23 protein-coding genes are annotated in these 23686 nt (G+C 64.5%); 13 read left to right on the top strand and 10 right to left on the bottom strand.

All coding sequences use genetic code 11. The features are described 5' to 3' along the window. Nucleotides 1-114 precede the first annotated feature (114 nt). Entirely contained in the window at nt 115-1761 is a 1647-nt protein-coding gene (locus tag LB541_RS02750; protein ID WP_224617781.1) for an acetolactate synthase large subunit, read from the top strand. Between the two features lie 105 nt (nt 1762-1866). On the opposite strand, the gene LB541_RS02745 is transcribed toward LB541_RS02750, so the two are convergent. Continuing rightward, nucleotides 1867-2496, bottom strand: coding sequence for a GNAT family N-acetyltransferase (locus LB541_RS02745; protein ID WP_224617779.1), 630 nt, complete (start codon nt 2494-2496; stop codon nt 1867-1869). Between the two features lie 166 nt (nt 2497-2662). Between LB541_RS02745 and LB541_RS02740 the strand changes: the two genes are divergently transcribed. From LB541_RS02740 to LB541_RS02725, 4 genes are read left to right on the top strand one after another with little or no spacing between them, the layout of a single operon-like run. Next, entirely contained in the window at nt 2663-3964 is a 1302-nt protein-coding gene (locus tag LB541_RS02740; RefSeq protein ID WP_224617771.1) for an ArgE/DapE family deacylase, read from the top strand. Then, nucleotides 3961-5019 carry a phosphotransferase gene (locus LB541_RS02735; protein WP_140583881.1) on the top strand — a complete coding sequence of 353 codons (1059 nt, stop codon included), beginning with the start codon at nt 3961-3963 and terminating at the stop codon, nt 5017-5019. Before LB541_RS02740 ends, LB541_RS02735 begins: the two co-directional genes overlap by 4 nt. 6 nt (nt 5020-5025) lie before the next feature. Then, nucleotides 5026-6330: an aspartate aminotransferase family protein gene (locus tag LB541_RS02730; RefSeq protein ID WP_140583879.1), complete on the top strand. Its 1305-nt coding sequence runs from the start codon at nt 5026-5028 to the stop codon at nt 6328-6330. A 27-nt stretch (nt 6331-6357) separates the two neighbouring features. Continuing rightward, nucleotides 6358-7014, top strand: a complete 657-nt coding sequence (locus tag LB541_RS02725; protein WP_224617770.1) for a GntR family transcriptional regulator — start codon at nt 6358-6360, stop codon at nt 7012-7014. 32 nt (nt 7015-7046) lie between these two features. Here LB541_RS02725 and LB541_RS02720 read toward each other — a convergent pair whose 3' ends face one another. From LB541_RS02720 to LB541_RS02700, 5 genes are read right to left on the bottom strand one after another with little or no spacing between them, the layout of a single operon-like run. Continuing rightward, nucleotides 7047-8345, bottom strand: a complete 1299-nt coding sequence (locus LB541_RS02720) for an FAD-dependent oxidoreductase (RefSeq protein ID WP_318012591.1) — start codon at nt 8343-8345, stop codon at nt 7047-7049. Next, a complete protein-coding gene (locus LB541_RS02715; RefSeq protein ID WP_224617887.1) occupies nt 8342-9319 on the bottom strand; it encodes a branched-chain amino acid ABC transporter permease in 978 nt (325 codons plus the stop codon). The genes LB541_RS02720 and LB541_RS02715 overlap by 4 nt, the downstream gene beginning before the upstream one ends. Continuing rightward, nucleotides 9316-10224: a branched-chain amino acid ABC transporter permease gene (locus tag LB541_RS02710; protein WP_140623697.1), complete on the bottom strand. Its 909-nt coding sequence runs from the start codon at nt 10222-10224 to the stop codon at nt 9316-9318. The genes LB541_RS02715 and LB541_RS02710 overlap by 4 nt, the downstream gene beginning before the upstream one ends. Further along, on the bottom strand, nt 10221-10988 hold the full coding sequence (locus LB541_RS02705; protein WP_224617769.1) for an ABC transporter ATP-binding protein: 768 nt from the start codon (nt 10986-10988) through the stop codon (nt 10221-10223). Before LB541_RS02705 ends, LB541_RS02710 begins: the two co-directional genes overlap by 4 nt. Next, entirely contained in the window at nt 10985-11785 is an 801-nt protein-coding gene (locus LB541_RS02700) for an ABC transporter ATP-binding protein (RefSeq protein WP_224617768.1), read from the bottom strand. The genes LB541_RS02705 and LB541_RS02700 overlap by 4 nt, the downstream gene beginning before the upstream one ends. A 144-nt stretch (nt 11786-11929) precedes the next feature. Between LB541_RS02700 and LB541_RS02695 the strand changes: the two genes are divergently transcribed. From LB541_RS02695 to LB541_RS02670, 6 genes are all read left to right on the top strand, one after another. Beyond that, complete coding sequence (locus LB541_RS02695) at nt 11930-12658, top strand: GntR family transcriptional regulator (RefSeq protein WP_140497664.1); 729 nt, start codon at nt 11930-11932, stop codon at nt 12656-12658. 9 nt (nt 12659-12667) lie between these two features. After that, on the top strand, nt 12668-13156 hold the full coding sequence (locus LB541_RS02690) for a DUF3830 family protein (protein ID WP_140514553.1): 489 nt from the start codon (nt 12668-12670) through the stop codon (nt 13154-13156). Nucleotide 13157: 1 nt separating this feature from the next. Next, nucleotides 13158-13517: a TIGR04076 family protein gene (locus LB541_RS02685; RefSeq protein ID WP_140497668.1), complete on the top strand. Its 360-nt coding sequence runs from the start codon at nt 13158-13160 to the stop codon at nt 13515-13517. Beyond that, entirely contained in the window at nt 13514-14569 is a 1056-nt protein-coding gene (locus LB541_RS02680) for an aldo/keto reductase (RefSeq protein WP_224617767.1), read from the top strand. The genes LB541_RS02685 and LB541_RS02680 overlap by 4 nt, the downstream gene beginning before the upstream one ends. After that, nucleotides 14566-14997 carry a DUF4440 domain-containing protein gene (locus LB541_RS02675; protein WP_140629052.1) on the top strand — a complete coding sequence of 144 codons (432 nt, stop codon included), beginning with the start codon at nt 14566-14568 and terminating at the stop codon, nt 14995-14997. The genes LB541_RS02680 and LB541_RS02675 overlap by 4 nt, the downstream gene beginning before the upstream one ends. A 63-nt stretch (nt 14998-15060) precedes the next feature. Next, nucleotides 15061-16320 carry an ABC transporter substrate-binding protein gene (locus LB541_RS02670; RefSeq protein ID WP_140623694.1) on the top strand — a complete coding sequence of 420 codons (1260 nt, stop codon included), beginning with the start codon at nt 15061-15063 and terminating at the stop codon, nt 16318-16320. A 108-nt stretch (nt 16321-16428) separates the two neighbouring features. On the opposite strand, the gene LB541_RS02665 is transcribed toward LB541_RS02670, so the two are convergent. Next, nucleotides 16429-18090, bottom strand: coding sequence for an alkaline phosphatase family protein (locus LB541_RS02665; protein ID WP_140629055.1), 1662 nt, complete (start codon nt 18088-18090; stop codon nt 16429-16431). Nucleotides 18091-18221: 131 nt separating this feature from the next. Between LB541_RS02665 and pcaD the strand changes: the two genes are divergently transcribed. Next, the gene (gene pcaD, locus LB541_RS02660) at nt 18222-19046 is read left to right on the top strand and encodes a 3-oxoadipate enol-lactonase (RefSeq protein ID WP_140629058.1); all 825 of its coding nucleotides are present in this window, start codon (nt 18222-18224) and stop codon (nt 19044-19046) included. On the opposite strand, the gene LB541_RS02655 is transcribed toward pcaD, so the two are convergent. Genes LB541_RS02655 through LB541_RS02645 form a run of 3 tightly spaced genes read right to left on the bottom strand, consistent with a single transcriptional unit; the run spans nt 19036 to nt 22087 of the window. Further along, nucleotides 19036-19899, bottom strand: coding sequence for a carbohydrate ABC transporter permease (locus tag LB541_RS02655; protein ID WP_140583863.1), 864 nt, complete (start codon nt 19897-19899; stop codon nt 19036-19038). The genes pcaD and LB541_RS02655 overlap by 11 nt on opposite strands. Then, nucleotides 19896-20786 (bottom strand): carbohydrate ABC transporter permease, encoded by an 891-nt coding sequence (locus tag LB541_RS02650; RefSeq protein ID WP_140555552.1) that lies wholly within the window; start codon nt 20784-20786, stop codon nt 19896-19898. Before LB541_RS02650 ends, LB541_RS02655 begins: the two co-directional genes overlap by 4 nt. Nucleotides 20787-20794: 8 nt before the next feature. Continuing rightward, entirely contained in the window at nt 20795-22087 is a 1293-nt protein-coding gene (locus tag LB541_RS02645; protein WP_140629060.1) for an ABC transporter substrate-binding protein, read from the bottom strand. 321 nt (nt 22088-22408) lie between these two features. On the opposite strand from LB541_RS02645, the gene LB541_RS02640 reads away from it, so the two are divergent. Beyond that, nucleotides 22409-23677: an extracellular solute-binding protein gene (locus LB541_RS02640; protein WP_140514572.1), complete on the top strand. Its 1269-nt coding sequence runs from the start codon at nt 22409-22411 to the stop codon at nt 23675-23677. The last annotated feature ends 9 nt before the right edge of the window (nt 23678-23686 follow it).

The following is a 23686-nucleotide window of genomic DNA, read 5'->3' as shown; positions in this document are numbered from 1 at the left end:
TGGATCGCGCGGACATTCCGTGGAGAGGCGCCTCCGGCTCTTTGAGGCATCGCTTTCCAATGCGATATGGGGCAAAGCTGGCGGCATGCACGCGCATTGCGGGAGAGACGGTTGATGACCAAAGGTTCGGATCTGTTCGTGGCGGCCCTCGAGAACGAAGGCGTCGACCGGATATTCGGCATTCCGGGCGAGGAGAATCTCGACATCGTCGAATCCATCCGCCGCTCCTCGATCCAGCTCATCTTGACCCGTCACGAGCAGGCGGCCGCCTTCATGGCCGCCACGTATGGCCGGCTCACCGGCAAGCCAGGTGTGTGCATCACCACGCTCGGCCCCGGCGCGCTCAATCTGACGACCGGCTCGGCCTATGCGCTGCTCGGCGCCATGCCGATGATCATGATCACCGGCCAGAAGGGAATCCTGTCGTCCAGGCAGGCGCGGTTCCAGATCGTCGACATCGTCGCGGCGATGAAACCGCTGACCAAGCTGTCGCGCCAGATCGTCTCGCCCAAAATGATCCCCTCGCTGGTGCGCGAAGCCTTCCGCGTCGCGCAGGAAGAGCGGCCGGGTCCCGTGCATCTGGAACTGCCGGAAGACATTGCGGCGGCTGAGTGTGAGGATGTCCCGCTGGTGCCGACGCATCCGGTCGAACTGCCGCTGGCCGGTGCGGGCGCGCTCGACCGCGCCGCCCGCATGATCATCGAGGCCAAACGTCCGCTGCTGATGTTCGGCGCCGCGGCGTCGCGGCCGCGCGTCACGCCCGATGTCGCCCAGTTCGTGCTGCGCACCCAAATTCCCTATTTCACCACGCAGATGGGCAAGGGCACCGTGCCCGGCGGCACCGAACTCTACATGGGAACGGCGGCCCTTTCGGAACGCGACTACGTGCACGAGGCCATCGAACAGGCCGACCTGATCATCACCATCGGTCACGACACGGTCGAGAAGCCGCCCTTCATCATGGGCGTCAACGGGCCGAAGGTCATTCATGTCGGCTATCAAACCGCCGATGTCGAGCAGGTCTATTTCCCACAGACCGAGATCGTCGGCGACCTCGGCCCTTCGCTGGCGCTGCTGGCGGATCGCATCGAGGGCAAGATCCCCAACGCGCAGGCCCTGTTGCCGTTGCGCGAAGGCATTCTGAGCCGCATCGCCGCGCGCGCCACGGAAGACCGCTTCACGCCGCAACGCATCGTGCATGACGTGCGCGCCGTGATGCCGGCCGACGGAATCCTTGCCCTCGACAACGGCATGTACAAGATCTGGTTCGCGCGCAATTACCGCACGCGCATGGCGAATACGCTGCTGCTCGACAATGCGCTGGCCACCATGGGCGCGGGGCTGCCGTCGGCGATGATGGCGGCACTGCTCTATCCGCAGCGCCGCGTCATGGCCATCTGCGGCGACGGCGGCTTCATGATGAACAGCCAGGAACTGGAGACCGCCGTCCGGCTCAAGCTCAATTTTGTCGTCCTGCTGCTCGAGGACCACGCCTATGGCATGATCCGCTGGAAGCAGGCGGTCGACGAGTTTCCGGATTTCGGCATGACCTTCGGCAATCCCGATTTCGTCAAATACGCCGAGGCTTATGGCGCCAAGGGAACCAGGGTCGGCGCGATCGCCGAATTCCGGCCGGCGCTGGAACAGGCCTTCACCGGCGGCGGCGTCCATCTCGTCGTCGTGCCCATCGACTATTCCGAAAACATCAGGGTGCTTGTCGACGAATTGCGTAAGCGGCTTCCAGCGGTCCAGGCGACCTGACGGCGGCCGGCGCCAAGGCCGAACCGTGCGATCAAAACTACGGATGTTGATGCCGCGATGCCTGGCTGGCTGGTTGCGAAGGCGTTTTCATCTGGCGTCGGGGAATCAGTCCGTCTCGATCAAGGGGATCTGCGGCGCGGCATCACGCGGCAATGTTCCCTTGATCCTGGGATCGTCGGCGATTTCGAAGCCGGCCGCAAAGGGCTCAAATCCGCAGGCCCTGTAGAAACCGATGACACTGTGATGGTCGAAGCTGCTGGTATGCAGCCAAATGCGGCTGGGCCCAAGACGCCATGCCTGGTGGAGCGCGCCGGCCATCAGCCGCTTGCCGAAGCCACGGCCGGTCAGGGAAGGGAACAGGCCGAAATAGGTGATCTCGATCTCGTTGTCCTCGGCCATCGAGAACTCGACCATGCCGACATGGGCGCCGCTTTCATCATGGCCGTAATAGAGATGCTGGCGCGGATCGGCGAAATGCGCGGCGATCTCGGCATCCGACATTTCGGCGGCGCGATCCCAGAGCCAGGGAGCGCCGATCTCCAGGAAGATTGCACGGTAGGAAGCACTGTCGGGTTCCGCGATCCTTGTCATGGTCAACGGCCGCGCGAGACCCGGCACCGGCGCGCGCGCTTCCATCCATGTCACCGCATTGACGATCTTGCCGGCCGGCACCCGCCGATAGCCGACCGTTAGATTGGTGATTTCATCAGGCAATCTGCCTTCGGTGACCAACATCTGTCCTCGACCTTCCCCACCGGCGCGCAAGAAGCTGATGCCAACTCTGCGCTCGCCTGCCAAGAGGCTCCCGAGGTGGGTCAAGATTTTTGGCCCGCCTGTCCCTTGCGTTTCACAGAGATGGCATATGAGATATGATACACCATCGAACGGAAAGCGGAATATCATGCCTGAGCGAATTGCCGACGAGGCCATTTTGAACGCGGTCGACGACGGCTTCGCGCGGCAGGTGGAATTCCTCGCGAACCTCGTGCGCTTCCCCTCGCAACGCGGCGAAGAACACGCGGCGCAATCCTTCATGGCAGCCGCGTATGAAGCAGATGGCTATACGGTGGACATGTGGCGTGTCGATGTCGATGCGATTCGCGACCTGCCGGGCTTTTCGCCCGTGGCCGTCTCCTATGACGACGCCTTCAACGTCGTCGCCACCCACATGCCGCGAAACGCGACCGGCCGCTCGCTGATCCTCAACGGCCACATCGACGTCGTGCCGACGGGCCCGCTCGATCGCTGGCTGCGCGATCCCTATGATCCGGTCATCGAGGACGGCTGGATGCATGGTCGCGGCGCCGGCGACATGAAGGCTGGGCTCTCGGCCTGCCTCTACGCGCTGGCCGCACTGCGCAGCCTCGGCTATCAGCCGGCCGCGAAGGTCTTCCTGCAATCGGTGGTCGAGGAAGAGTGCACCGGCAACGGCGCGCTCGCTTGCCTGCAGCGCGGCTACCGCGCCGACGCCGCCTTCATCCCCGAACCCCTGGAGCCGAAGCTGATGCGGGCGCAGGTCGGCCCGATCTGGTTTAGGGTCGAGGTCGACGGCGATCCCCAGCATGCGTCGGGCGCTTTCTCTGCCGGCGCCAACGCCATCGAAAAGGCTTTCCTCATCATCCAGGCGTTGAAGCAGCTCGAAATCGTCTGGAACGCGCGCAAGGTCGACGACAGGCATTTCTGCGATCACCCGCATCCGATCCGTTTCAATCTCGGCAAGATCGAAGGTGGCGAGTGGACATCGAGCGTCCCCGCGCGCTGCGTGTTCGAGATGCGTGTCGCCACCTATCCCGGCCAGAAGCTGGAGGATGCCAGGGCCGAGCTCGAGGCCTGTATCGCCGATGCGGCCCGCGCCGATCCGTTCCTGGTCAACCGCCCGCCCAGGATGGTCTACAACGGCTTCATGGCCGAGGGCTATGTGCTGGAGGGCGCCGACGAGATGGAAGCCGTGCTGCGCCGCAGCCATACCGCCGTCTGGGGCGAGCCGCTGCAGGAACACGTCACCTCGGCAACCACCGATGCGCGCTTCTTCGGCCTCTACGCCGATACGCCAGCCATCGTCTACGGTCCGATCTGCCGCATGCCGCATGGCTATGACGAGGCGGTGGAACTCGAATCCGTACGCAAGGTCACCCAGACGATCGCGCTGTTCATCGCTGACTGGTGTGGGCTGGAGCCTGTCGACCCCGAGGCAAGACCATGACCGGCGCCCTGACGGATGCATTCGGCGAAACGCTGGCCGAGGACGCGCCCGATGTCTCGATCGCCGAAGCGCTTGCCATCTTGCGCCAGCACTACGGCCTTGCCGGCACCGCTCAGCCCTTGCCCGGGGAGCGCGACCACAATTTTCACATCCGCACCGATGGCGAGGGCGAGTTTGTCCTGAAAATCTCGCATCCGGCGGAAGAGGCCGGCTTCACCGATTTCCAGAACAGGGCGCTGGACCACATCCTTGCGGTCGACCCCGCTTTACCGATTCCTTCGGTGCGCAAAAGCCTCGATGGCGATGCGCAGTTCGCCGTCAGCATCGGCGATTCGCAGCCGCGCATCATCCGCCTGGTCACCTATTTGCCCGGCCAGTTGCTTTCGCGCTCGCCTGTATCGCCTGTGCAAGATCGCAATCTCGGCATCTTCCTCGCTCGGCTTGGCCGGGCACTGCGCGGCTTTTTCCACCCGGCCGCCGGCAGCGATCTTTTGTGGGATATCCGCAAGGTCGCCAAGACGCGGCCCATGCTGGCACATATCGCCGATGCCGGGCGCCGGGCCATGGTCGAGCGCGTCATCGATGCCTTCGAGGAGCACGCCGCACCCGTCATCCCCAGCCTGCGCGCCCAGATCGTCCACAACGACATGAACTCGTACAATGTGGTGATGGACGCATCGCGGCCGGAGATCGTCAGCGGCATCCTCGATTTCGGCGACATGATCCATTCGCCGCTGATCTGCGATCTCGCCATCGGCGCCGTCTACCGCTGGCCAGCCGACGGTCACCCGCTGGCGCCCGCCGCGCGCTTCGTCGCCGGTTATCAGTCGGTGCAGCCGCTCGAGGCCGAGGAGATCGGCATCCTGTTCGACCTGATCCGTGCCCGCCTTGCTCTCATCGCCAACATTGCCACCTGGCAGGCGGAGCGCTTCCCGGCCAAGCGCGATTATGTGCTGCGCCTCATCACCGAGGTCTGGGCCTCGCTCGAGCGGCTGGACGGACTGTCACACAGCGATGCCCGCCGTTATTTCCTCGATCATTCCAATCCGGAGTAGACGCTCGTGTCCCAATCCTCGCCCGCAAATGCCTCCGCCGATGCCGGTGCATCAGCATCCGCGCTGCTCGAGCGCCGTGCCAGGCTGCTCGGCCCGACCTATCGCGCCTTCTACCGCAACCCGATCCATCTCGTGCGTGGCAGCGGCGTTTGGCTCTACGATGCCCACGGACGCAAGTTTCTCGATGCGTACAACAACGTCGCCTCGGTCGGCCATTGCCATCCACGTGTCGTCGAGGCGCTGTCGGGGCAGGCGGCCACGCTCAACACCCACACGCGTTATCTCAGCGAAATCATCCTCGACTACGCGGAAAGACTTCTCGGCACGCTTCCGCCCCATCTCGGCCATGCCATGTTCACCTGCACCGGCAGCGAGGCCAATGATCTCGCCATCCGCATCGCCCAGCATTCGAGCGGCAATACCGGCGTGATCATCACCGATTTCGCCTATCATGGCGCCACCATCGCCACCGCGCAGCTGTCGCCGGCCGCGGTGGGGGCAAAGGGCGTGCCCGCGCAGCACAGGACCGTGGCAGCGCCGGATACGTTTCGCAACCAGGGCCGGGCCGCGCGTGATTTCGCCAGGAATGTCGCCGCCGCCATCGAGGACATGCGCGCACAGAACGTGCGCCCGGCGGCGCTGCTGATCGACTCGGCATTTTCCAGCGACGGAATTTTCTTTCCCGATGCATCGGTGATGCGCGAGGCGGCCGATCACGTCAGGAAGGCGGGCGGCTTCGTCATTGCCGACGAAGTCCAGTCCGGCTTCGGCAGGCTCGGCCAGGGCATGTGGGGTTTCGCCAATTACGGCCTCGAGCCCGACATCGTCACCATGGGCAAGCCGATCGGCGACGGGCATCCGATGGCCGCAGTCATCGTGCGGCCGCAGCTTGTTGCCTCCTTCGGTTCCAACACCGGCTACTTCAACACGTTCGGCGGCAATCCCGTCGCCGCCGCCGTCGGCATCGCGGTGCTCGACGTGATCGAAGGCGAGGGACTGGTCGAGAATGCGCGCACGGTTGGGGCCTATACGGGCGAGCTGCTGCGCGCTTTGCAGGGTCGCCATGCCATGGTCGCCGATGTCAGGCACAACGGCCTCTATTTCGGCATCGAATTGACGGCGGATGGCGACGAGGCGCTGGCCGCCACCAGGACGTCGGCGGTCGTTGAAGCCATGCGCGAGGACGGCGTACTGATCTCGTCATGCGGTCCGCGCGGCAACGTGCTGAAGATCAGGCCGCCGCTGCCGTTCGCCAGGGACAATGCCGAGCAACTCGCCGAAACGCTCGATCGCACCCTGTCGCGCTGGTGAGGGGATAGCAAAAGGGCGGCAATCGACATGCTGAAGCTCGAACATCAGACCCTGAACGACCGCGCCTATGGCGCGCTCAAGCAGGAGCTGATTTCGGGCGGCTTCAGCCCGGGCCAGACATTGGTCATCCGCAAGCTTGCCGAGACGTTCGGCATTTCGACGACACCAATCCGCGAGGCGCTGCAACGGCTCATCGCCGAGCGGCTTCTGGAGTTGCAGAACAACCGCTCGATCATCGTGCCCTTGCTGTCTGCCCCCGCCTTCGAGGAACTGACGCGCATCCGCGTCGCTGTGGAGGGGCTGGCGGGTGAGATGGCCGCCTCGCACATCACCGAAGACGGGCTGGTCGATATACAAGCCACGCTGGCAGGCATGCAGCGTGCGATCGAGGCGGGCGACCCCGGGGCCTATCTCGCGCTCAACGAGGCCTTCCACTTCGCCATCTACCGGCATGCCGGCGCGCCGATCCTCCTCAACATGATCCGTGACCTCTGGGGGCGGGTTGGCCCCTATCTCAAGCTCCTGATGCAGGCCGAGCGCTACAAACCCCAGTCGAACGAGGCGCATCGCAAGATCGTCGCGGCATTGGCGCAGCGCAACGGCGCCGACGTCAGGGCTTTCATAGAACAGGACATCGCCATGGCGGCGGCGGTACTGGCGGGGAACCTTCGCGCGGCCGAATAACGATCCGATGCCGTCGCGCCCTGGCGATCGGCCTATCCGGTCTTGTCCAGCCGGTCGCGAAGCATGCTCCACGGCAGCAGCGCGTTCGGCGCGAAGCGCAGCAGGCTGTGGAACGGCATCGGCGACGGCGGCGCAAAGGGCAGTGGCAGATCGCGGGCGTCGGTTCCGCTAGCCCAGTCCGCAAGCACCTTGCCCATGGCCGTGGTCATGGCGATGCCGCGACCGTTGCAGGCGCGACCTGCGATCAGCCCCGGTCCGAGATCGATGAGGTGAGGCAGGAAATCGGGTTCGACCGCTGCCATACCCGACCAGCCATAAGCGAGCGGCGGCAGGTCCGGGAGTTCGAGATGCCGGGCCAGCCGCCGCCGGATCGTCTGCGGCAGGCGTCGGTCGGCACCTGGGCCGAAGACATGCATGCCGCCGCTGATCAGCCTGTTTTCGGCATCGAAGCGGTAGGTGAAGAGATTGCGTCTCGTGTCGCCGACGCCTTGCCCGCCGGGCAACAGGCGGCTGCGCACCTCGCGCGGCAGCGGCGCCGTCGCGATCTGGAAGATTTTCAGCGGGAAATAACTTTTCCAAAGCTCCGGATTGAGCCGTCCGCCATAGGCGTTGGTGGCGATCAGCACCTTTCCGGTGCGCACCGAACCCGTTTGCGTCTTCAGCGACCAGCCGTCCGCGATAGGGTCGATCGCTGCGACGCGCGTGTGCTCGAACAGGCACGCGCCGGCTTTTTCCGCCACGTCGGCCAGGCCGCGCGCATAGGCGACCGGATTGAGCACGCCGCCGGAACGGTCCATCCAGCCGCCGGCATAGCCGCGCGCGCCGGTCAGCGCCTCGATTTCTTGCCGGTCCAACACGACGGCCGGCCGGCCGCGCTGCGCCCATTGCCCTGCGCGTGATTTGACCTTTTCGAGCGCGGCGGGGGAATGTGCCGGCTGGATCCAACCGCTCTGCACCCCGTCGCATTCGATGCCGTGTCGCCCGATCAGGCCGAAAACCAGGTCGGCGCTGCCGACGGCGAAATCGATCAGTCGCTCGCCGCGCGCAGGACCGAGATGGGCCTTTATCGCATCCGGATCCATTTTGGCGAAATTCGGCACGATGAAGCCGGCATTCCTGCCGGTAGCACCCCAGGCGATGGTTTCGGCTTCGAGGACCGCGACCGAAAGACCTCTGGCCGCGGCATGCAAGGCCGTCGAAAGGCCGGTAAAGCCGCCGCCGACGATGGCGAGGTCGACATCGAGCTCGCCTTCCAACGCCGGGCGGAGGCGGGTCTCACGGCTGACCGCGTGCCAAAGCGAAAGCGCTTCCTGCCGGGCCATTGCGGTCACGAGCCGCTCTCGCCGGCGGCCACCTTCGCCCGCTTGCCGAGCCGTGCCCGCCGCGGCCGTTCCCCGAACAGTCCGTTGGGGCGGACCAGGAGGATGATGCACAGCATGACGCCGATTGCGACGATCTGCAGGGATGCGGCGCGGGCCTGTTGCTCCGGCGGGAACAGCGCGCTGGTGAGCGTGCCCGACCCGGCCCATATCCCCCAGACCAGGATGCTGCCGATGACGGCGCCGGCATTGCTGCCCGAGCCGCCGACGATCAGCATCACCCAGACCTGGAAGGTCAGGATCGGCAGGTAATTGTCCGGCGCAATGAAGCCGGTGAAATGCGCCTGCAAGGCGCCCGCTAGGGCCATGATGGCGCCGCCGACCGCGAAGGCCTGGACACGGTAGAAGCGCGCGCTCTTGCCGAGCGAGATCGCCGCCCGCTCGTCCTCCCGCAGCGCCTTCAGCACCCGGCCCCACGGGCTGCGAGACAGGTGCTCCAGCGCCAGATAGGCGACCAGCGTGACCGCCGAGACGACGGCAAGGTTCGACAGGTTGAACAGCAGCGGCGTCTCGGCGAGGCTGCCGAAAGGGCGCGGGATGAAGCCGATGCCGAACGGACCGCCGGTCAGTTTCTGCGCATTGAGCGCGACCAGTTGCACGACCACGGCGACGCCGAAGGTGGTGATGGCAAGGTAGTCGGATCTGAGCCGCAGCGTGGCGATGCCCGTCAGGGCCGCGGCGATGCCGCCGACGACCATGGCGCCGAGCCAGCCGGCCAGGATCGGCAGGCCAAAACCGCCCAGACGCGCGGCATCGTCCGGCGTCGTCAGCAGCGCCGAGGTGTAGGCGCCGATGGCGACGAAGCCGGCGAGCCCGACATTGAAGAGCCCGGTCAGGCCCCATTGCAGATTGAGTCCCAGCGTGACGAGCGAAAAGATCAGCGCCGTGGTCAGGAAGAAAGCGCCATAACCGAGCAGGTCCATCAGCGTTCCCTCACACCAAAGAGGCCGATCGGCCGCACGAACAGCACCGCCATCAAGATGATGAAGGAGACCGCGGCGCGCCATTCGGCGCCGATCAGTTGCACCGCGCCCGCTTCGGCGAGCCCGATGATCAGCCCGCCGAGCACGGCGCCAGGGATGCTGCCGATGCCGCCGAGAATGGCGGCCGCGAACATCGGCAGCAGCATGTCGAAACCCATGAACGGGCGGATCTGCACCAGGATGCCGATCATCACGCCGGCGACGCAGGCAAGCGCTGCGCCGAGGATCCAGGTGACACGCACCACCTTGGCGACATCGATGCCGACGATGCGGGCAAGGGCCGCATTCTGGCTCAGGGCCTGCATGGACCGGCCGGTCTGCGTGCGCGTCATCAACAGGTGTACGCCCAGCACCAGAATTGCTGTCAGCAGCAACAGCGCGATCTGGTCCGGCGTGATGCGGATGCCGAAGCCGACCGGCATGGCGATCTGGATGGCGCGGCTGAAATAGGTCGGGCGTGAGGTGAAGGTGAACTCGAGCAGGCTTCGCAGCGCCATCGAGGCGCCGAAACTTGCCATCACCACGATGATGGCCTGGCCCTGAGAGCGCAGCCGCGCGAACAGCACCTTGTCGAGCAGCAGCGCCAGCAGGGCGGTGAATGCCATGCCGACGACCAGCGCGACGATGAGCGGCCAGCCGAAGGAAAGCGGGGCGATCGGCGCCACCTTGCCGATCGTCGCGCCGATGGCGCCTACGACGGCCAGCGTCGCATAGGTGCCCCAGGCCATGAAGTCGCCATGGGCGAAGTTCGAGAAGCGCAGGATCGAATAGGTCAGCGTCACGCCGATGGCGCCGAGGCCGATCATCGAGCCCGTCAGCAATCCGTCGACGATGAATTGCAGGTTCATGCCGCACTTCCCTTGCCTGAAGGCGCGGCCTTGCCGGCGCTGTCCGGGCGCTGGCCAAGATAGAGCTCGGCGACCACCGGATCGCTCCACAGTTCAGAGGCGATGCCCTCGTGCCGGTCCTTGCCTTCGACCAGCACATAGGCGCGGTCGCCGATGGCGAGCGCCGCCTTGGCGTTCTGTTCGACCAGCAGGATGGTGACGCCGGACTTGCGGATGCCGGCCAGCATCTCGAACACCATCGAGACGAATTTCGGCGACAGGCCGGCCGACGGCTCGTCCAGCACCAGCACCTTGGGATGGACGATCAGCGCCCGCGCCACGGCCAGCATCTGGCGCTGCCCGCCCGACAGATTGCCGGCGGCGATACGGCGCTGGCGCGCCAGGTCCGGGAAGGTCGCGTACATCTCGTCGATGCGGGCGGGAACCTCGCGGCGCTCGATAATGCCGCAGGCAACCCTGAGACTGTCGTCGACCGACATCAGTGGAAACACGTTCTCGGTCTGAGGCACGAAGGCGAGCCCAAGCCGCACCATGGTGTGGGCCGGTGCGGTGGTGATATCCTTGCCGTCGAGGAGAACGGTGCCGCCGGTGACCGGGACGAGACCGGCAATTGCCTTGATCAGGCTCGACTTGCCGGCACCGTTGGGGCCGAGAACGACGACGATTTCGCCCTTCCTCACCGTGATCGAGGCACCGCGCACGATCGGCACGCCGGGCTCGTAACCGGCTTCGAGGTTGCGGACGTCAAGCACGGTCCCGCTCATGCCGCGCCCCCGAGATAGGCCTCGATGACGCGCGGATCGCGCGCCACCTCGTCGGCCGTGCCCTCGCACAGAAGCTCGCCGCCCGCCATCACCAGAACGCGATGGCAAAGCCGGGTCACCATGTCGATGTTGTGCTCGATCAGAAGAAAGGTGATGCCGCTTTTGTTGATGTCGCGGATGCGGTCGATGATGACTTCGAGCAGCGTGGCGTTGACGCCGGCCGCGGGCTCGTCGAGCAGGATGATGGCCGGGTCGGCCATCACCACACGGGCAAGTTCGAGCAGTTTGCGCTGGCCGCCGGAAAGCACCCGCGCCGGTTCGTGCGCCAGCCGGGTGAGCGAGACGAGTTCAAGCAGTTCGGCAGCCTTCTCGGCGGCTGCCTTCTCTTCGGCGGCGACCCGCCACGGGATCAGGAAATTGGCGAGCAGCCGCTCCCCTGCCTGACGTTGCGCGGCGAGCATGACGTTTTCGATCAGCGTGAGATTGGGCAAGGGCCGGGGAATCTGAAAGGTGCGCCCAAGACCGCGGCCAATGCGCAGGTGCGCTGCTTCGCCGGAGACGAGCGCCCCGTTGAGACGTATCTCGCCGCTTGTAGGCAGGATGCTGCCGGCGAGCAGGTCGAACATCGTCGTCTTGCCGGCGCCGTTGGGGCCGATCAGGCCGAGGATCTCGCCCGGGCGGACCTCGAACGAGACATCGTTGACGGCGACAAGGCCGCCGAAACGCCGCACGACGTTCTTTGCTGCCAGAACCGGCGCCTGGGTCTCCGTCCCATGCCGTTTCGCCGTGTCGTTCATCAAGCCCTCTGGCCGAAGCGATCTTTGCCGCTTCTGATTTTTTGATTTGTGATCACTCTTGCTTTGATCACGCTAATCAGCTTTAATTTTCTCCGCAAGCCGAAAACAGGCCAGGCCGCCGAAAAGGCCAAGATCGGGAACGCCATGCAAAGGGCTGCTGTCGAGCGCACCAACGAGGTCATCGCCGCGCAACTCGCGCCGGTCGGCCGCGAGACGGTGCAGGACCGCGTCTATTCCGAATTGCGCCGGGCGCTGATTGGCGGTCTCTTCGAGCCGAGCCAGGTTCTGACCATACGCGGCCTTGCCGATGCGCTGGTCACGTCTACCATGCCGGTGCGCGAGGCGCTTGGGCGGCTGATCACGGAAAAGGCGCTGGAAGCGCTTCCAAACCGCTCGGTGCGGGTGCCGCCGATCACGCTGGAACGCATCGACGACCTCCTGCGCGCCCGTGCCCTGATCGAAGGCGAGGCAATCGCGCTTGCCGCCGCGCGCATGGATCCGCGCCAGATCGCCACCATCGAAACCATTCTCGGTGAATGGGACGAGATGCGGGCGCTGAAGCACAAGAAGGATGTCGACCGCGAGGTGACGCTCAATCAGAGCTTTCATTTCGAAATCTATCGCGCCTGCGGTTCCGCCGTGCTCATCCCGATGATCGAGAGCCTCTGGCTGCAGTCGGGACCATGCATCCGCGTTGCAATCTATGCCTTTTCCGAGGCCGGCGAGGTCGACACCGCCCATTATCATCGCAGCATCGTCGCCGCGCTTGCGGCGCAGGATGCCCAGGCCGCACGCGAGGCGCTGGTGGCCGACATCAGCCGCCCTTTCGCTTTCCTGCGCGACAAGCTGAAGTTGACGGCAAAAGCGGAGTGAATGCCTGATATGACCAGACGCATCATCAGGATCACCGAGCCGCATTCCGAGCTGTCGGTGACGGCGCAGTTGCTGCCGGAAAAAGCGCCAGAGAACGCAACGTTCCTGTGGTCTTACCTGGCCGAGCCGCGCGTCGTCGCGGGCATTCATGCCATGTGGACCGGCCCGGAAATCTCCTGTCCGATCCCCGCGGCGCATCTGGACGGCGAGGCCTTTGCCCAGGCCTTGCCGGCGGAGAACGCGACGCTGACGCCGCAGCCCGGCGACATCGTGCTTTCCTATGTGCCGCCGCGCATGTGGGGCGGCAACCCGCATGCGATCTTCGACATCGGCCTGTTCTACGGGCAAGGCGCGCGCCTGCTGTTTCCGATCGGCTGGCTGGCGGGAAGCGTCGTTGCGCAGGTGCTGCCCGAGCAACGCGATCAGTTCGCTTCTGCCTGCGGCATCATTCGCCGCAACGGCGCCTGCGATGTCACCTTCACGCGGCTGGAGAGCTGAAATGGCTGAACGCGACGACAGCTTCGAACTCTTCGACCTCCGCGTCGAGGCTGTCGTCCCCGAGGGCAAGCCGGTGTATTGCGGCGCCAGGCCCGGCGACTATTTCGAGCTGAAAGGCGAGATGCTGTCGATGCCGGTGGGCCAGGGATTTTCGATCTATTCCATAGCGGCCGTGCTGCCGCTGCTGGCGGCGAAGCAGCGCCCCACCCATGCCAATGACTGGATGACCTCGGATGCCGAGATCGCCTGTCCCGATCCCAATTGCGCCAGCAGGCTCAGGATCGTCAGGACCGGCAAACGGCGGTTCAGCCACGCCGAGACCACGGCGGTGCCGCTGCCGAAGGAGAGTGAGCAGAGATGACCGCCAAGGCTTTCGAACTCAACCCCGGCTACACCATCTCGCGCGTCATTCGCGGTGGCTGGCAGTTGGCCGGCGGCCACGGCGCGGTGGACCGTCAGCAGGCAGTATCTGACCTGATCGCCACGTTCGACGCCGGGATCTGGACCTATGACTGCGCCGATATCTACACCGGCGTCGAGGAGCTGATCGGAGCGGCGCGGCTGCGTCTGGCCAACGAACGCGGTCTCGATGCCGCCGCCAGGATGAGGGTGCACACCAAGCTCGTGCCGGACCTCGAGCGGCTCGCCGGCATCAGCCGCGATTACATCAGAGGCATAGTCGACCAGTCTCTGCGCCGGCTGAAGACCGAGCGGCTCGACCTCGTGCAGTTCCACTGGTGGGACTATTCAGTGCCTCGCTATGTCGACGCGATGGGTTGGCTCGACGAGCTCCGGCTGGAAGGCAAGGTGCGCAATGTCGGCACCACCAATTTCGATACGCAGCGTCTGGGCGAAATCCTGTCGGCCGGCGTGCCAGTCGTCAGCCAGCAACTGCAATACTCGGTCCTCGACCAGCGTCCGGCGGCGAGCCTCGCCGCGCTCGCCGCGCGCAACGGCGTCAGCTTTCTCTGCTACGGTTCGGTGGCCGGCGGCTTTCTCGGCGACAGATGGCTCGGCGTCGCCGAGCCGGACATGCCGCTCGAAAACCGCTCGCTGGTCAAATACAAGCTGATCATTGACGATTTCGGCGGCTGGGAGCTCTTCCAGGCCCTGCTCAGTGTGCTGAAGCGGATCGGCGACCGCCACGGCGTCGACATCGCCACTGTCGCCAGCGCCTGGGTGCTCGAGCAGCCGCAAGTGGCGGCCGTCATCGTCGGCGCCCGGAACCAGGCGCATGCGCTGGCCAATGCGAAGGTCATGGATGTCGCGCTCGGGACTGAGGATCGGGCAGAGATCGGCGCCGTGATCGCCCAGAGCCGCGGTCCCCTCGGCGACGTCTACACGCTGGAGCGCGATCGTCACGGCCGCCACGGCTCGATCATGCACTACAATCTCAACGCGGCCCGGCCATGAGCGCCACCACCGAAAGGCTGTTTTCGCGGGCCAGCACCGAAATCGTCGAGTTGCATCGCTTCTTCGTCGACTGGTTCGTCGCATCGCGCGCCGGCAAGGCCGATTTCAGCCGCTTCGAACGCGTCATGGGCGAAGGCCTGGCCATGGTCACGCCTGACGGCACGGTCTTCGATCGCGATGCGGTGGTCGACCATGTCCGCGCAAGCCGCGCTTCCTGCGACGAAGCCTTCGCCATCTCGATCGAGGACATCCGGCCGGGCTGGCAAACCGGCGACGCGATCGTCGTGCTCTATGTCGAGGCGCAGTTGCGAGGCGGCAAGCATAGCCGCCGTCAGTCGAGTGCGCTCTTCACCACCAATCCATCGGCGCCCAACGGCGTCGAATGGCGACATCTGCATGAAACCTGGCTGCAGATGCCGGAAAGCTGAACAGGCTCCAGGCGTGAAATTTGGTTCGTGTAACTCAATTCGTGTAGCTCAAGGGGAACAACAATGAGAAAGACGATACTCCAACTCACCACCGCGCTCGCTCTCGTGATGATTGCCGGCGCGGCCCATGCCGCCGACTGCAAGATCACGGTCGGCCTCGTCATGGAATTGACCGGACCGGCCGGTGAATACGGCCAGGCCGGCGCGAAATCGGTCGAGATGGCCTTCCGCGACATCAACGACGCTGGCGGCGTTCGCGGCTGCGATCTGGTGACCGACACGCGCGACAGCCAGAGCCAGGGCAACATCGCCGTCGATGCGGCGACCCAGTTGGTTCAGGTCAAGAAGGTGCCGGTGATCATCGGCGGCATCATCTCCTCTGTGTCGATCCCGATCCTGACCTCGGTCACCGCACCGGCCAAGATCGTGCAGGTCTCGCCGGCTTCGTCCTCGCCGACGCTGACCGCACTCGGGCGCGACGGCAAGACCAACGGCATCTTCTTCCGCACCATCACCTCCGATGCGCTGCAAGGCGTGGCCGCCGCGAAATACGCCATCGACAAGGGCTTCAAGAAGCTGTCGATCATCCATGTCAACAATGATTTCGGGGTCAACATGGTGGCCGAATTCTCCCGCGCCTACAAAGCGCTCGGCGGCACCGTCGTCTCCGACACGCCCTACAATGAGAAGCAGTCGAGCTATGCCTCGGAAGTCACGGCGGCCATGGCCGGCGAGCCTGACGGGCTTTATCTCGTCAGCACGCCGGTTGACGGCGCCACCGTCGCCCGCACCTGGATTTCGCAAGGGGGCGTGCAGAAATTCCTGCTCAATGACGGCATGAACAGCCCGGACTTCATCGAGTCCGTCGGCGCCGACTATCTCAAGGAGGCCTATGGCACCTCGTCCGGCACCAGCCCGACCGCCTCCACCGACTACTTCACCAAGAACTACAAGGCGTTTTCGGGCATCGAACCGTCCAATCCCGCGGCCGACCGTTCCTATGATGCCGGCGCCATCGTCGGCCTGGCAATCGCCATCGCCGGCTCAGAGGATCCGGCCAAGATCAAGGACGCCATGTACAAGGCGGTCGATCCGGCCGGCGCGCCGATCTTTGCTGGCAAGGAAGAATTCGCCAAGGCGCTCGGATTGATCAAGGACGGCAAGCCGATCCGCTACGAAGGTGTAATCGGCCCGGTCGCCTTCGACAAATATGGCGACATCACCGGTCCGTTCCGCCTGTGGAAGATCGTCGACGGCAAGGTAACGACCGACGGTGAAATGACCACGGACGACGTCAACGCCCTGCAGGCGAAGCTCCAATAGGCCGCCACATCAGGCAGTCCGGCACCGATCGCTCGATGCCGGACTGCTCGCAACCCGCTCCGGCACTGCGCTCTGAAAACATGCCGTCCACAACAATGGCTGCGGGTTTCATTCTCCCGACCTGCGTGACAGCCAGCGCCTGCGTCTTTCGCGCTGTTCGGCGAGCTCGGCCTCGTCCCAGTAGCCGATCAGCACGCCGGGCTCGATCAACGGATCGAAGTGCCGCATCTTGTCGTCGTTTCCCGTCAGCCATTCCTCGGCGGCGGTGATGCGGTTGTTGGGCAGCGCCAGCCAGCGGAACAGCGCCTGCCGCAGTCGTTCGATGTCGGCCGCCGCCGATGCTTCGGTGCCGAGGTCGCGCAATTCGTCCGGATCGCCGTTCAGATCGAAGAACATCGGCGCCAGGCCCTCGCCATGGACCAGTTTGAAGCGGCCGTCGGTGATCATGTAGAGCTTGCAGTCGGCGACCGGCATAACGAGCTTCAGCCGCGCGGCATCGCCGCCATAGTCGTACTCGCTCACCGCGTGGCGCCGCCAGTTCACGTCCTGGCCGGCCAGCAGCGGCGCCAGCGACCGGCCCTCGAGAACGTGCGGCTTCGCCTTGCCGCCGAAGAAGTCGAGGAAGGTGGGCGCGAGGTCGATCATCTCGACCAGCGCATCGGACGTCGTGCCGCGCGTCGCGTCGGCCTGCCGGCGCGGATCGTAGACGATCATCGGCACCTTGGCCGCGACATCGTGGAACAGGTATTTTTCGCCCAGCCAATGGTCGCCGAGATAATCGCCGTGGTCGGAGGTGAACACGATCATCGTGTTGTCGAACAGGCCGCGCTCCTCCATGAACCCGAACAATCCGCCCAACTGATCGTCGATCTGTCTGATCAAGCCCATATAGCAGGGAACGACCGTTTCGCGGACCTCGTCGCGGGAGAAGTTCCTGGAATAGCGCTCCTGCTGGAAGGCTTCGAAGATCGGGTGGGGCGAGACGCGTTCTGCTTCGCTGCGCACGACCGGCTTTATGTCGGCCTTGCCGTACATGTCGTGATAAGGCGCCGGCACGATGTAGGGCCAGTGCGGCTTGATGTAGGAGAGATGCGCGCACCAGGCTTCGCCCTTTGCCTCGGCCTCCTCGATGAAACGCATGGCGCGGCGCGTCATGTAGGGTGTTTCCGAATGCTCCTCGGGAATGCGCGCCGGCTTGTCGGCATGGACGAGCAGCCAGCCGTTGAAATTTTCGCCATCCTCGCCTTCGCCGGAATTGGCCCAGTGCTCCCACGGATTGGCGGCGTCGAAGCCGTGCTCGCGCAGATATTGGTCGTAGGCCGGGTCGGGATCGTAGGCAGACGACGGATGCAACCCGTCGTCGCGCTCGAACGGTTCGAAGCCGCATTCGGCGACGCGCACGCCGATGATGGACGCCTTGTCGATGCCGAGGCGCTCCATGCCTTCCTCGTCGGCCCTCATATGCGTCTTGCCGATCAGCGCGCAGCGCACGCCGATCTCGCGCAGATGCTCGCCGAGCGTAGGCTCGCCGACCCTGAGCGGCACGCCGTTATGCGTCGATCCATGCGACCGGACATAGCGGCCTGTATAGGCGCTCATTCGCGATGGCCCGCACACGGTCGATTGTACATAGGCGTTGGTGAAGCGCACCCCCCGGCTGGCCAGCCGGTCGATGTTCGGCGTGTGCAGGGTCTGGTGTCCGGCGCAGCTCAAATAGTCGAAGCGCAGCTGGTCGCACATGATGAAAAGGACGTTGCGGCGGTCTGTCATTGGTCGTCCGTCATTGTGGTTCGCGCAAGACCGGTGTGCCAGAACGGCCGATGTCCTACAACGATGCCTCAAAATATCATTTTACCCAACCAGATGCCTCATGCACTGTGAGAGCCGGGAGGGTCGAAATCGTGCCGTTCGTCACCATTGGCGGCCTTGCGCTGCACCATCGTTACATCGAGTCGACTGGCACCGCGCGGCCGGTGATCTTCATCAATTCGCTGGGTACCGATTTGCGCATCTGGGACGATGTCATCTCGCAATTAAGCGGTGACATGCCTCTGCTGGTCTACGACAAGCGCGGCCACGGACTTTCCGATATCGGCAGCGGCATCCGGTCGATCGATGATCATGTCGACGATCTCCTGGGCCTCATCGATCATTTCGATCTCGGCAGGGTCGTGCTGTTCGGCCTGTCGGTCGGTGGCTTGATCGCGCAGCGGCTCTATACCCGTCATCCCAGCTGCGTTGAGGCTCTGATCCTGTCCGACACGGCGCACAAGATCGGCACGGACGAGAGCTGGAATAAGCGTATCGCCACCGTCGAGCGCGACGGGATCGAGGCGATAGCCGACGGTGTGATGGAAGCATGGTTCACGCCCGGCTTCCATGCCGCGCGTGCGGCCGACCTTGCCGGTTGCCGCAATATGCTGACTAGGCAGGCGCTGCCGGGTTACATCGGGACATGCATGGCGGTCCGCGACGCCGACCTCACCGAGGCCGCGCGGCGTATCGCGGTGCCGACACTTTGCATGGTCGGCGACCAGGACGGCTCGACACCGCCCGATCTCGTCCGCTCGCTGGCAGCGCTGATCCCCGGCGCCCGCTTCGAAATCATTCCTAATGCCGGCCATATTCCCTGCATCGAACAGCCGGAGGCGGTGGTCGCGCTGATCCGCGATTTTGTCGCGTCGCCTCCTCCGGGGCAGAAACCTTTGAGCGCGGCTACCCCTTGATCGCCGAGCCGACGATGGAATCGACGAAAAAGCGCTGCAGCAGGACGAAGAGGATGAGCGGCGGCAGCACGGCAAGCGTCGCGCCGGCCATCACCAACCCGGTGTTGACGGCGCCTCTGTTGTAACTCAACAGCCGGCTGAGGCTGATGACGATCGGATAGGCGTCGGCGTTGCCTTGTAGCACGGTCAGCGGCCACAGATAGCTGTTCCAGTGATAGACGAAGGCAAACAGCGCCAATGCTGCGATCGCCGGCGCCACGCTGGGCGCCACGATCTTGAACAGGATCAGCAGTTCGGAGGCGCCGTCCATGCGCGCAGCGTCGATCAGATCGTCAGGCACGCTTGCAATGAACTGGCGCATCAGGAAGATACCGAAGGCATTGGCGAGGTTGGGCACGATGATGCCGGCGAGGCTGGCATTGAGGCCGATCGAGCCGACGAGGCGATAGAGCGGGATCAGCGTCACGATCGGCGGCAGGAACATGGTCGCGATCAGCACCGAGAACAAAAGCGAGCGGCCGGGGAAGTGGTATTTGGCGAAGGCGTAGCCGGCCATCATGCTGGTGATGAGGATACCGGCTGTGGTGATCGAGGCGATGACCAGGGAATTCCACATAGAACGGCCGACATTGACCACGCCCGAAACTTTCTCATAGGCGTCGAGGCTCGGCGTGTGCGGGATCCACACCGGCGGCACCTGCATGCTCTCGGCCGGAGTCTTGAGACTGGACAGAACCATCCAAACCAGCGGAAAGGCCGACGCCACGGCCACGAGCAGCATGAGCGTGGCCAGCAGCGCCTTGCGGCCGGCGGGGCGTCTGCGCGGCAACCGGCTCGACGATCCCGCGCTCATTCCTGATCCTTCCGGTTGGCAAAGGCGAACAGAGCGCAGACCACGACGATCAGCGACAGCATCAGCATGACGGCCATGGCCGAACCCAGTCCGCCCTGCGCGCGCTCGATGCCGACGCGGCGTATGTGATAGGTCAAGACATTGGTCGAGCCGACCGGCCCGCCCTGCGTGATCAGCGCCACCGGCTCGAACACCTGCACGGCGTTGATGATGGCGATCACCGCGCTGAACAGGAGTGTGCGCCGCAGCAACGGCAAGGTGATGAAGCGGAACTGCTCGAACCGGTTGGCGCCGTCGAGTTTTGCCGCCTCGTAGAGGCTGCCGGAAATCTGGGTCAGCCCCGCAATAGCCAGCACCGTGAAATAGCCGACCTGCTGCCACACATTGAGCAGGACGATCGAGATCAGCGCCGAGCGCGGGGACGACAGAAAGGGCTGCGGGCCGACGCCGATCAGGCCGAGCATCTGGTTCAGCGGCCCTTCACCAGGCGAATAGAGTTTCGACCACACCAGCGCCACCGCGATCATCGGTACCACATAGGTGGAAAACAGCACGGTCCGCAGCGCCGTGCCGCCGCCAACATCGTGCTGGTGGACCATCAGCCCGAAGGCGACCGAGAGCGGCAGGATGAGGATGACGGAAAGCGCGGTGTAGATGGAGGTGTTGATCAACGCGCCCTTGAAGTCGCGTCCGACCGATGAGGCGCCGAAAATCTCGCGAAAATTGTCGAAGCCAATGAAGGCCGCATTGGAAAAAGGCGTCTGCGTCGACCAGTCCTGGAAGGATAGCCAGACGGTGAGCAGCATCGGCAACAGGATGAAGATGCCGATCAGCGTCACGGCGGGCGCCAGCATGATGCCCGCCGAGGCACGGTACCTGTTGATCATGGTTCGGTCTACTTGGCGGCGCGCTCCAGGATCGAGGCGGCGTCCGCTTGCGCCGTCGCCTGCGCATCCTTGGCCGAGACCTGGCCGTACTGCAACGCCTCCAGCGTCTGCTGCAGGGATTCCGAGAACTCCTGTCCGCCCGGCACGACCGGGAAGGGCTTGGCGTCGGCCAGCACGCTGACATAGCCCGACAGGAATTCCGAGCCGAGCTTGTCCTTGTGGGCCTCGATATCGGAGGAGCGCGAGGGCAGGATGCCCATCGACATCAAGATGTCGGACATCGCCGAGGCGCCGTTCTTGCCGGATCTCGGATTGTTGAGCCAGGCCAGGAATTCCCATGCGGCCTTCTGCTCGGCCTCGCCGGCATTGCCGTTGACCACGGTCATCCAGGAATAGGAGATCGAATGCGGCTTGTCGCCGCTCGGGCCGACGGGGATTGGTGCGGTGGCGATATCCGCGAACCTGTCGCCCATGCCTGCCTTCAGCGCGCTTTCCCACCAATTGGCCATGATGATCATGCCGGTCTTGCCGGAGACGAAATTGTCGAGGAAGGGGCCGGTGGTGTTGGCGTCTGCCGTCGCCATGGCCGGCACGCTGGCGCCCGATTTGATGAGATCCTCATAGAGCTGGAAGGTCTGCGCGGCCTGCGGAGTGTCCAGCGCCGGCTTGCCGTCTTTGACCAGGTCGCCGCCATTGGAGACCAGCAGCGAGGCGAAGGGGTGGACGACGCCCGCCGCCCAGGAATTGATCATGCCGAAACCCTGCTGGCCGGCATCCTTGTTGGTCAGCTTCTTCGCCGCGTCCTTGAACTCGTCCCAGGTCTTCGGCGCAGCAGTAATGCCGGCCTGCTTGAACAGTGCCTTGTTGTAGTTCAGCGCGTAGACGTCGATCTCGTTGGGAATGCCGTAGAGCTTGCCGCCGACCGACGCGGCGCTCACCACGCCAGCGGGCCATGCTCCCTTGACCTCTTCGGCGACGGGGTCGGGGGCGGGCGCGACGAGCTTGTCGCGGGCGAGCTCAGGCAACCAGAGATCGTAGACGCCGCCGATCGTGGGACCGTCCGCGCCGCCGCCCTGGGAGCGCAGCGTGGTCAGGAGATCGCCGAAGGGAACGGCGCGCACGGTGACGCTGACATCTGGATTTGTCTTCGCATAGTCCTTGGCCGCCGCTTCCAGCAATGCGACCGTCTCCGGCGACCAATGGGTGAGATAGGAGATGTTGACCGACTGCGCCCAGCCGCTGGCGGGCAGGATGGCCAGGCTCGCGGCCAGAGCCAGTTTCGAAGTCCAGGCAAGAGACATCCTCATCCTCCCTCAGGCTAGCGATCACGATGACGTTATGACAACATGAAGCATTGGCGCAAGGGCCCGATTGCGAAAAAGCTGCGCATGGCGCTGTCCCTGATTTCTCTGCTGTCCGTTCACATACGGAATTTACAGTTGAAATACAGTTAGCTATGAAGGAATCATGGTTGATTGGCTTAGCCCAGCCGTTCCCGGAGGGAGTGTCAGACCTCTTGCGGATGCTGCTATGTCGTTATAATGACTTTCCTGAGGAATGACTCTCCGCGGCGTCGATAGGGCCGTGGGACGCCAAGGACAGATAAAAATGGGAGACTGGCAATGAGCATGCTTTCAATTCACCGACGCGCAGCCCTTGGCCTGATCGGCGGCCTTGCCGCCTGCGCTGGCCTGTTCACCAGCCTGCCGGCGCGGGCCGACAGCACGGTGACGCTGTGGAGCTGGCGCACCGAGGACGAAGCCGCGATGCGCCGCATCTTCGATGCCTTCGAGGCCAAGAACCCAGGCATCAAGGTCAACATCCAGTTCACGCCGGATGCCGACTACCAGAACCGCCTGAGCACGGCGTTGCGTGGCGGGCGCGGGCCCGACATCGCCCAGCTCAAGGCCTATGGCGAATTGCAGCCTTTCGTCGAGGCGGGCTATCTCGACGCGCTCGACGAGAGCGTGCCGGAACTGAAGAGCATGCCGGACGCAGCCCTTGGCGGCGCGCGTGGGCGCTCCGACGGCAAGCTCTACGGCGTGCCCTATTCGGTGCCGATGATGGGCGTCTTCTACAACAAGGATATCTTTGCCGCGCAGGGCATCGAGGTCCCCAAGACCTACAAGGATTTCGTCGCCGCCTGCGACAAGCTGAAGGCGGCCGGCATCACGCCGATCGCCACCGGCGGCGCCAACGGCTCGGCGTGGGAGCTGGAGATCGGCGTCGGCGTCATCGGCCCGACCGTCTACGGCCCCGGCTTTTACGACGAGATGATGACCGGCAAGGCGACCTTCGAGGATCCGCGCTATGTCGCGGCGCTGAAGCGCTTCGCCGAGCTGAAGCCTTATTTCCCCGACGGCTTCGCCGGGATCGACTACACCACCGCCACCCAGCAGTTCATTGGTGGCAAGGCCGCGATGTTTCTTGGCGGTTCGTTCGAGAATGGCAGCTTCAAATCGCAGAACCCGAAGCTGAAATTCTCGATCTTCCCGTTCCCGGCCGACGATGCGGGGGCAAAGCTCTACACCTCGGCCTTCTCGGACGGCTCCTACGGCCTCGTCTCCGAAAGCGCGAACAAGGAAGCCGCGATCAAGGTGCTGGACTTCATGGCCTCGGCCGAATTCGCGCAGATGTTCGCAGACGAACTCGGCTGGCCGCCGGCCCGCACCGATGTCACGGTGAAGGACCCGGTATTGGCCGAGATGATGGAGATGTCGAAGAACTCGACGCCCTACCTGACGCTGGTCGGCTTCCGCTGGCAGTCGCCGACGGCCTCTTCCGTCCTGCAAGCGGAGATCATCGACATGGTCGAAGGCAACATCGCACCGGAGAAGCTGGCGGCCGACATGCAGGCCGCCGTCGCCACCTGGTTCAAGCCGAAGCAGTAAGGAGCCGGG

Origin of the sequence: Mesorhizobium sp. BR1-1-15 (assembly GCF_020165475.1) — a bacterium.
GTDB lineage: Bacteria > Pseudomonadota > Alphaproteobacteria > Rhizobiales > Rhizobiaceae > Mesorhizobium.
This window is presented reverse-complemented; position numbering and strand designations above follow the sequence as displayed.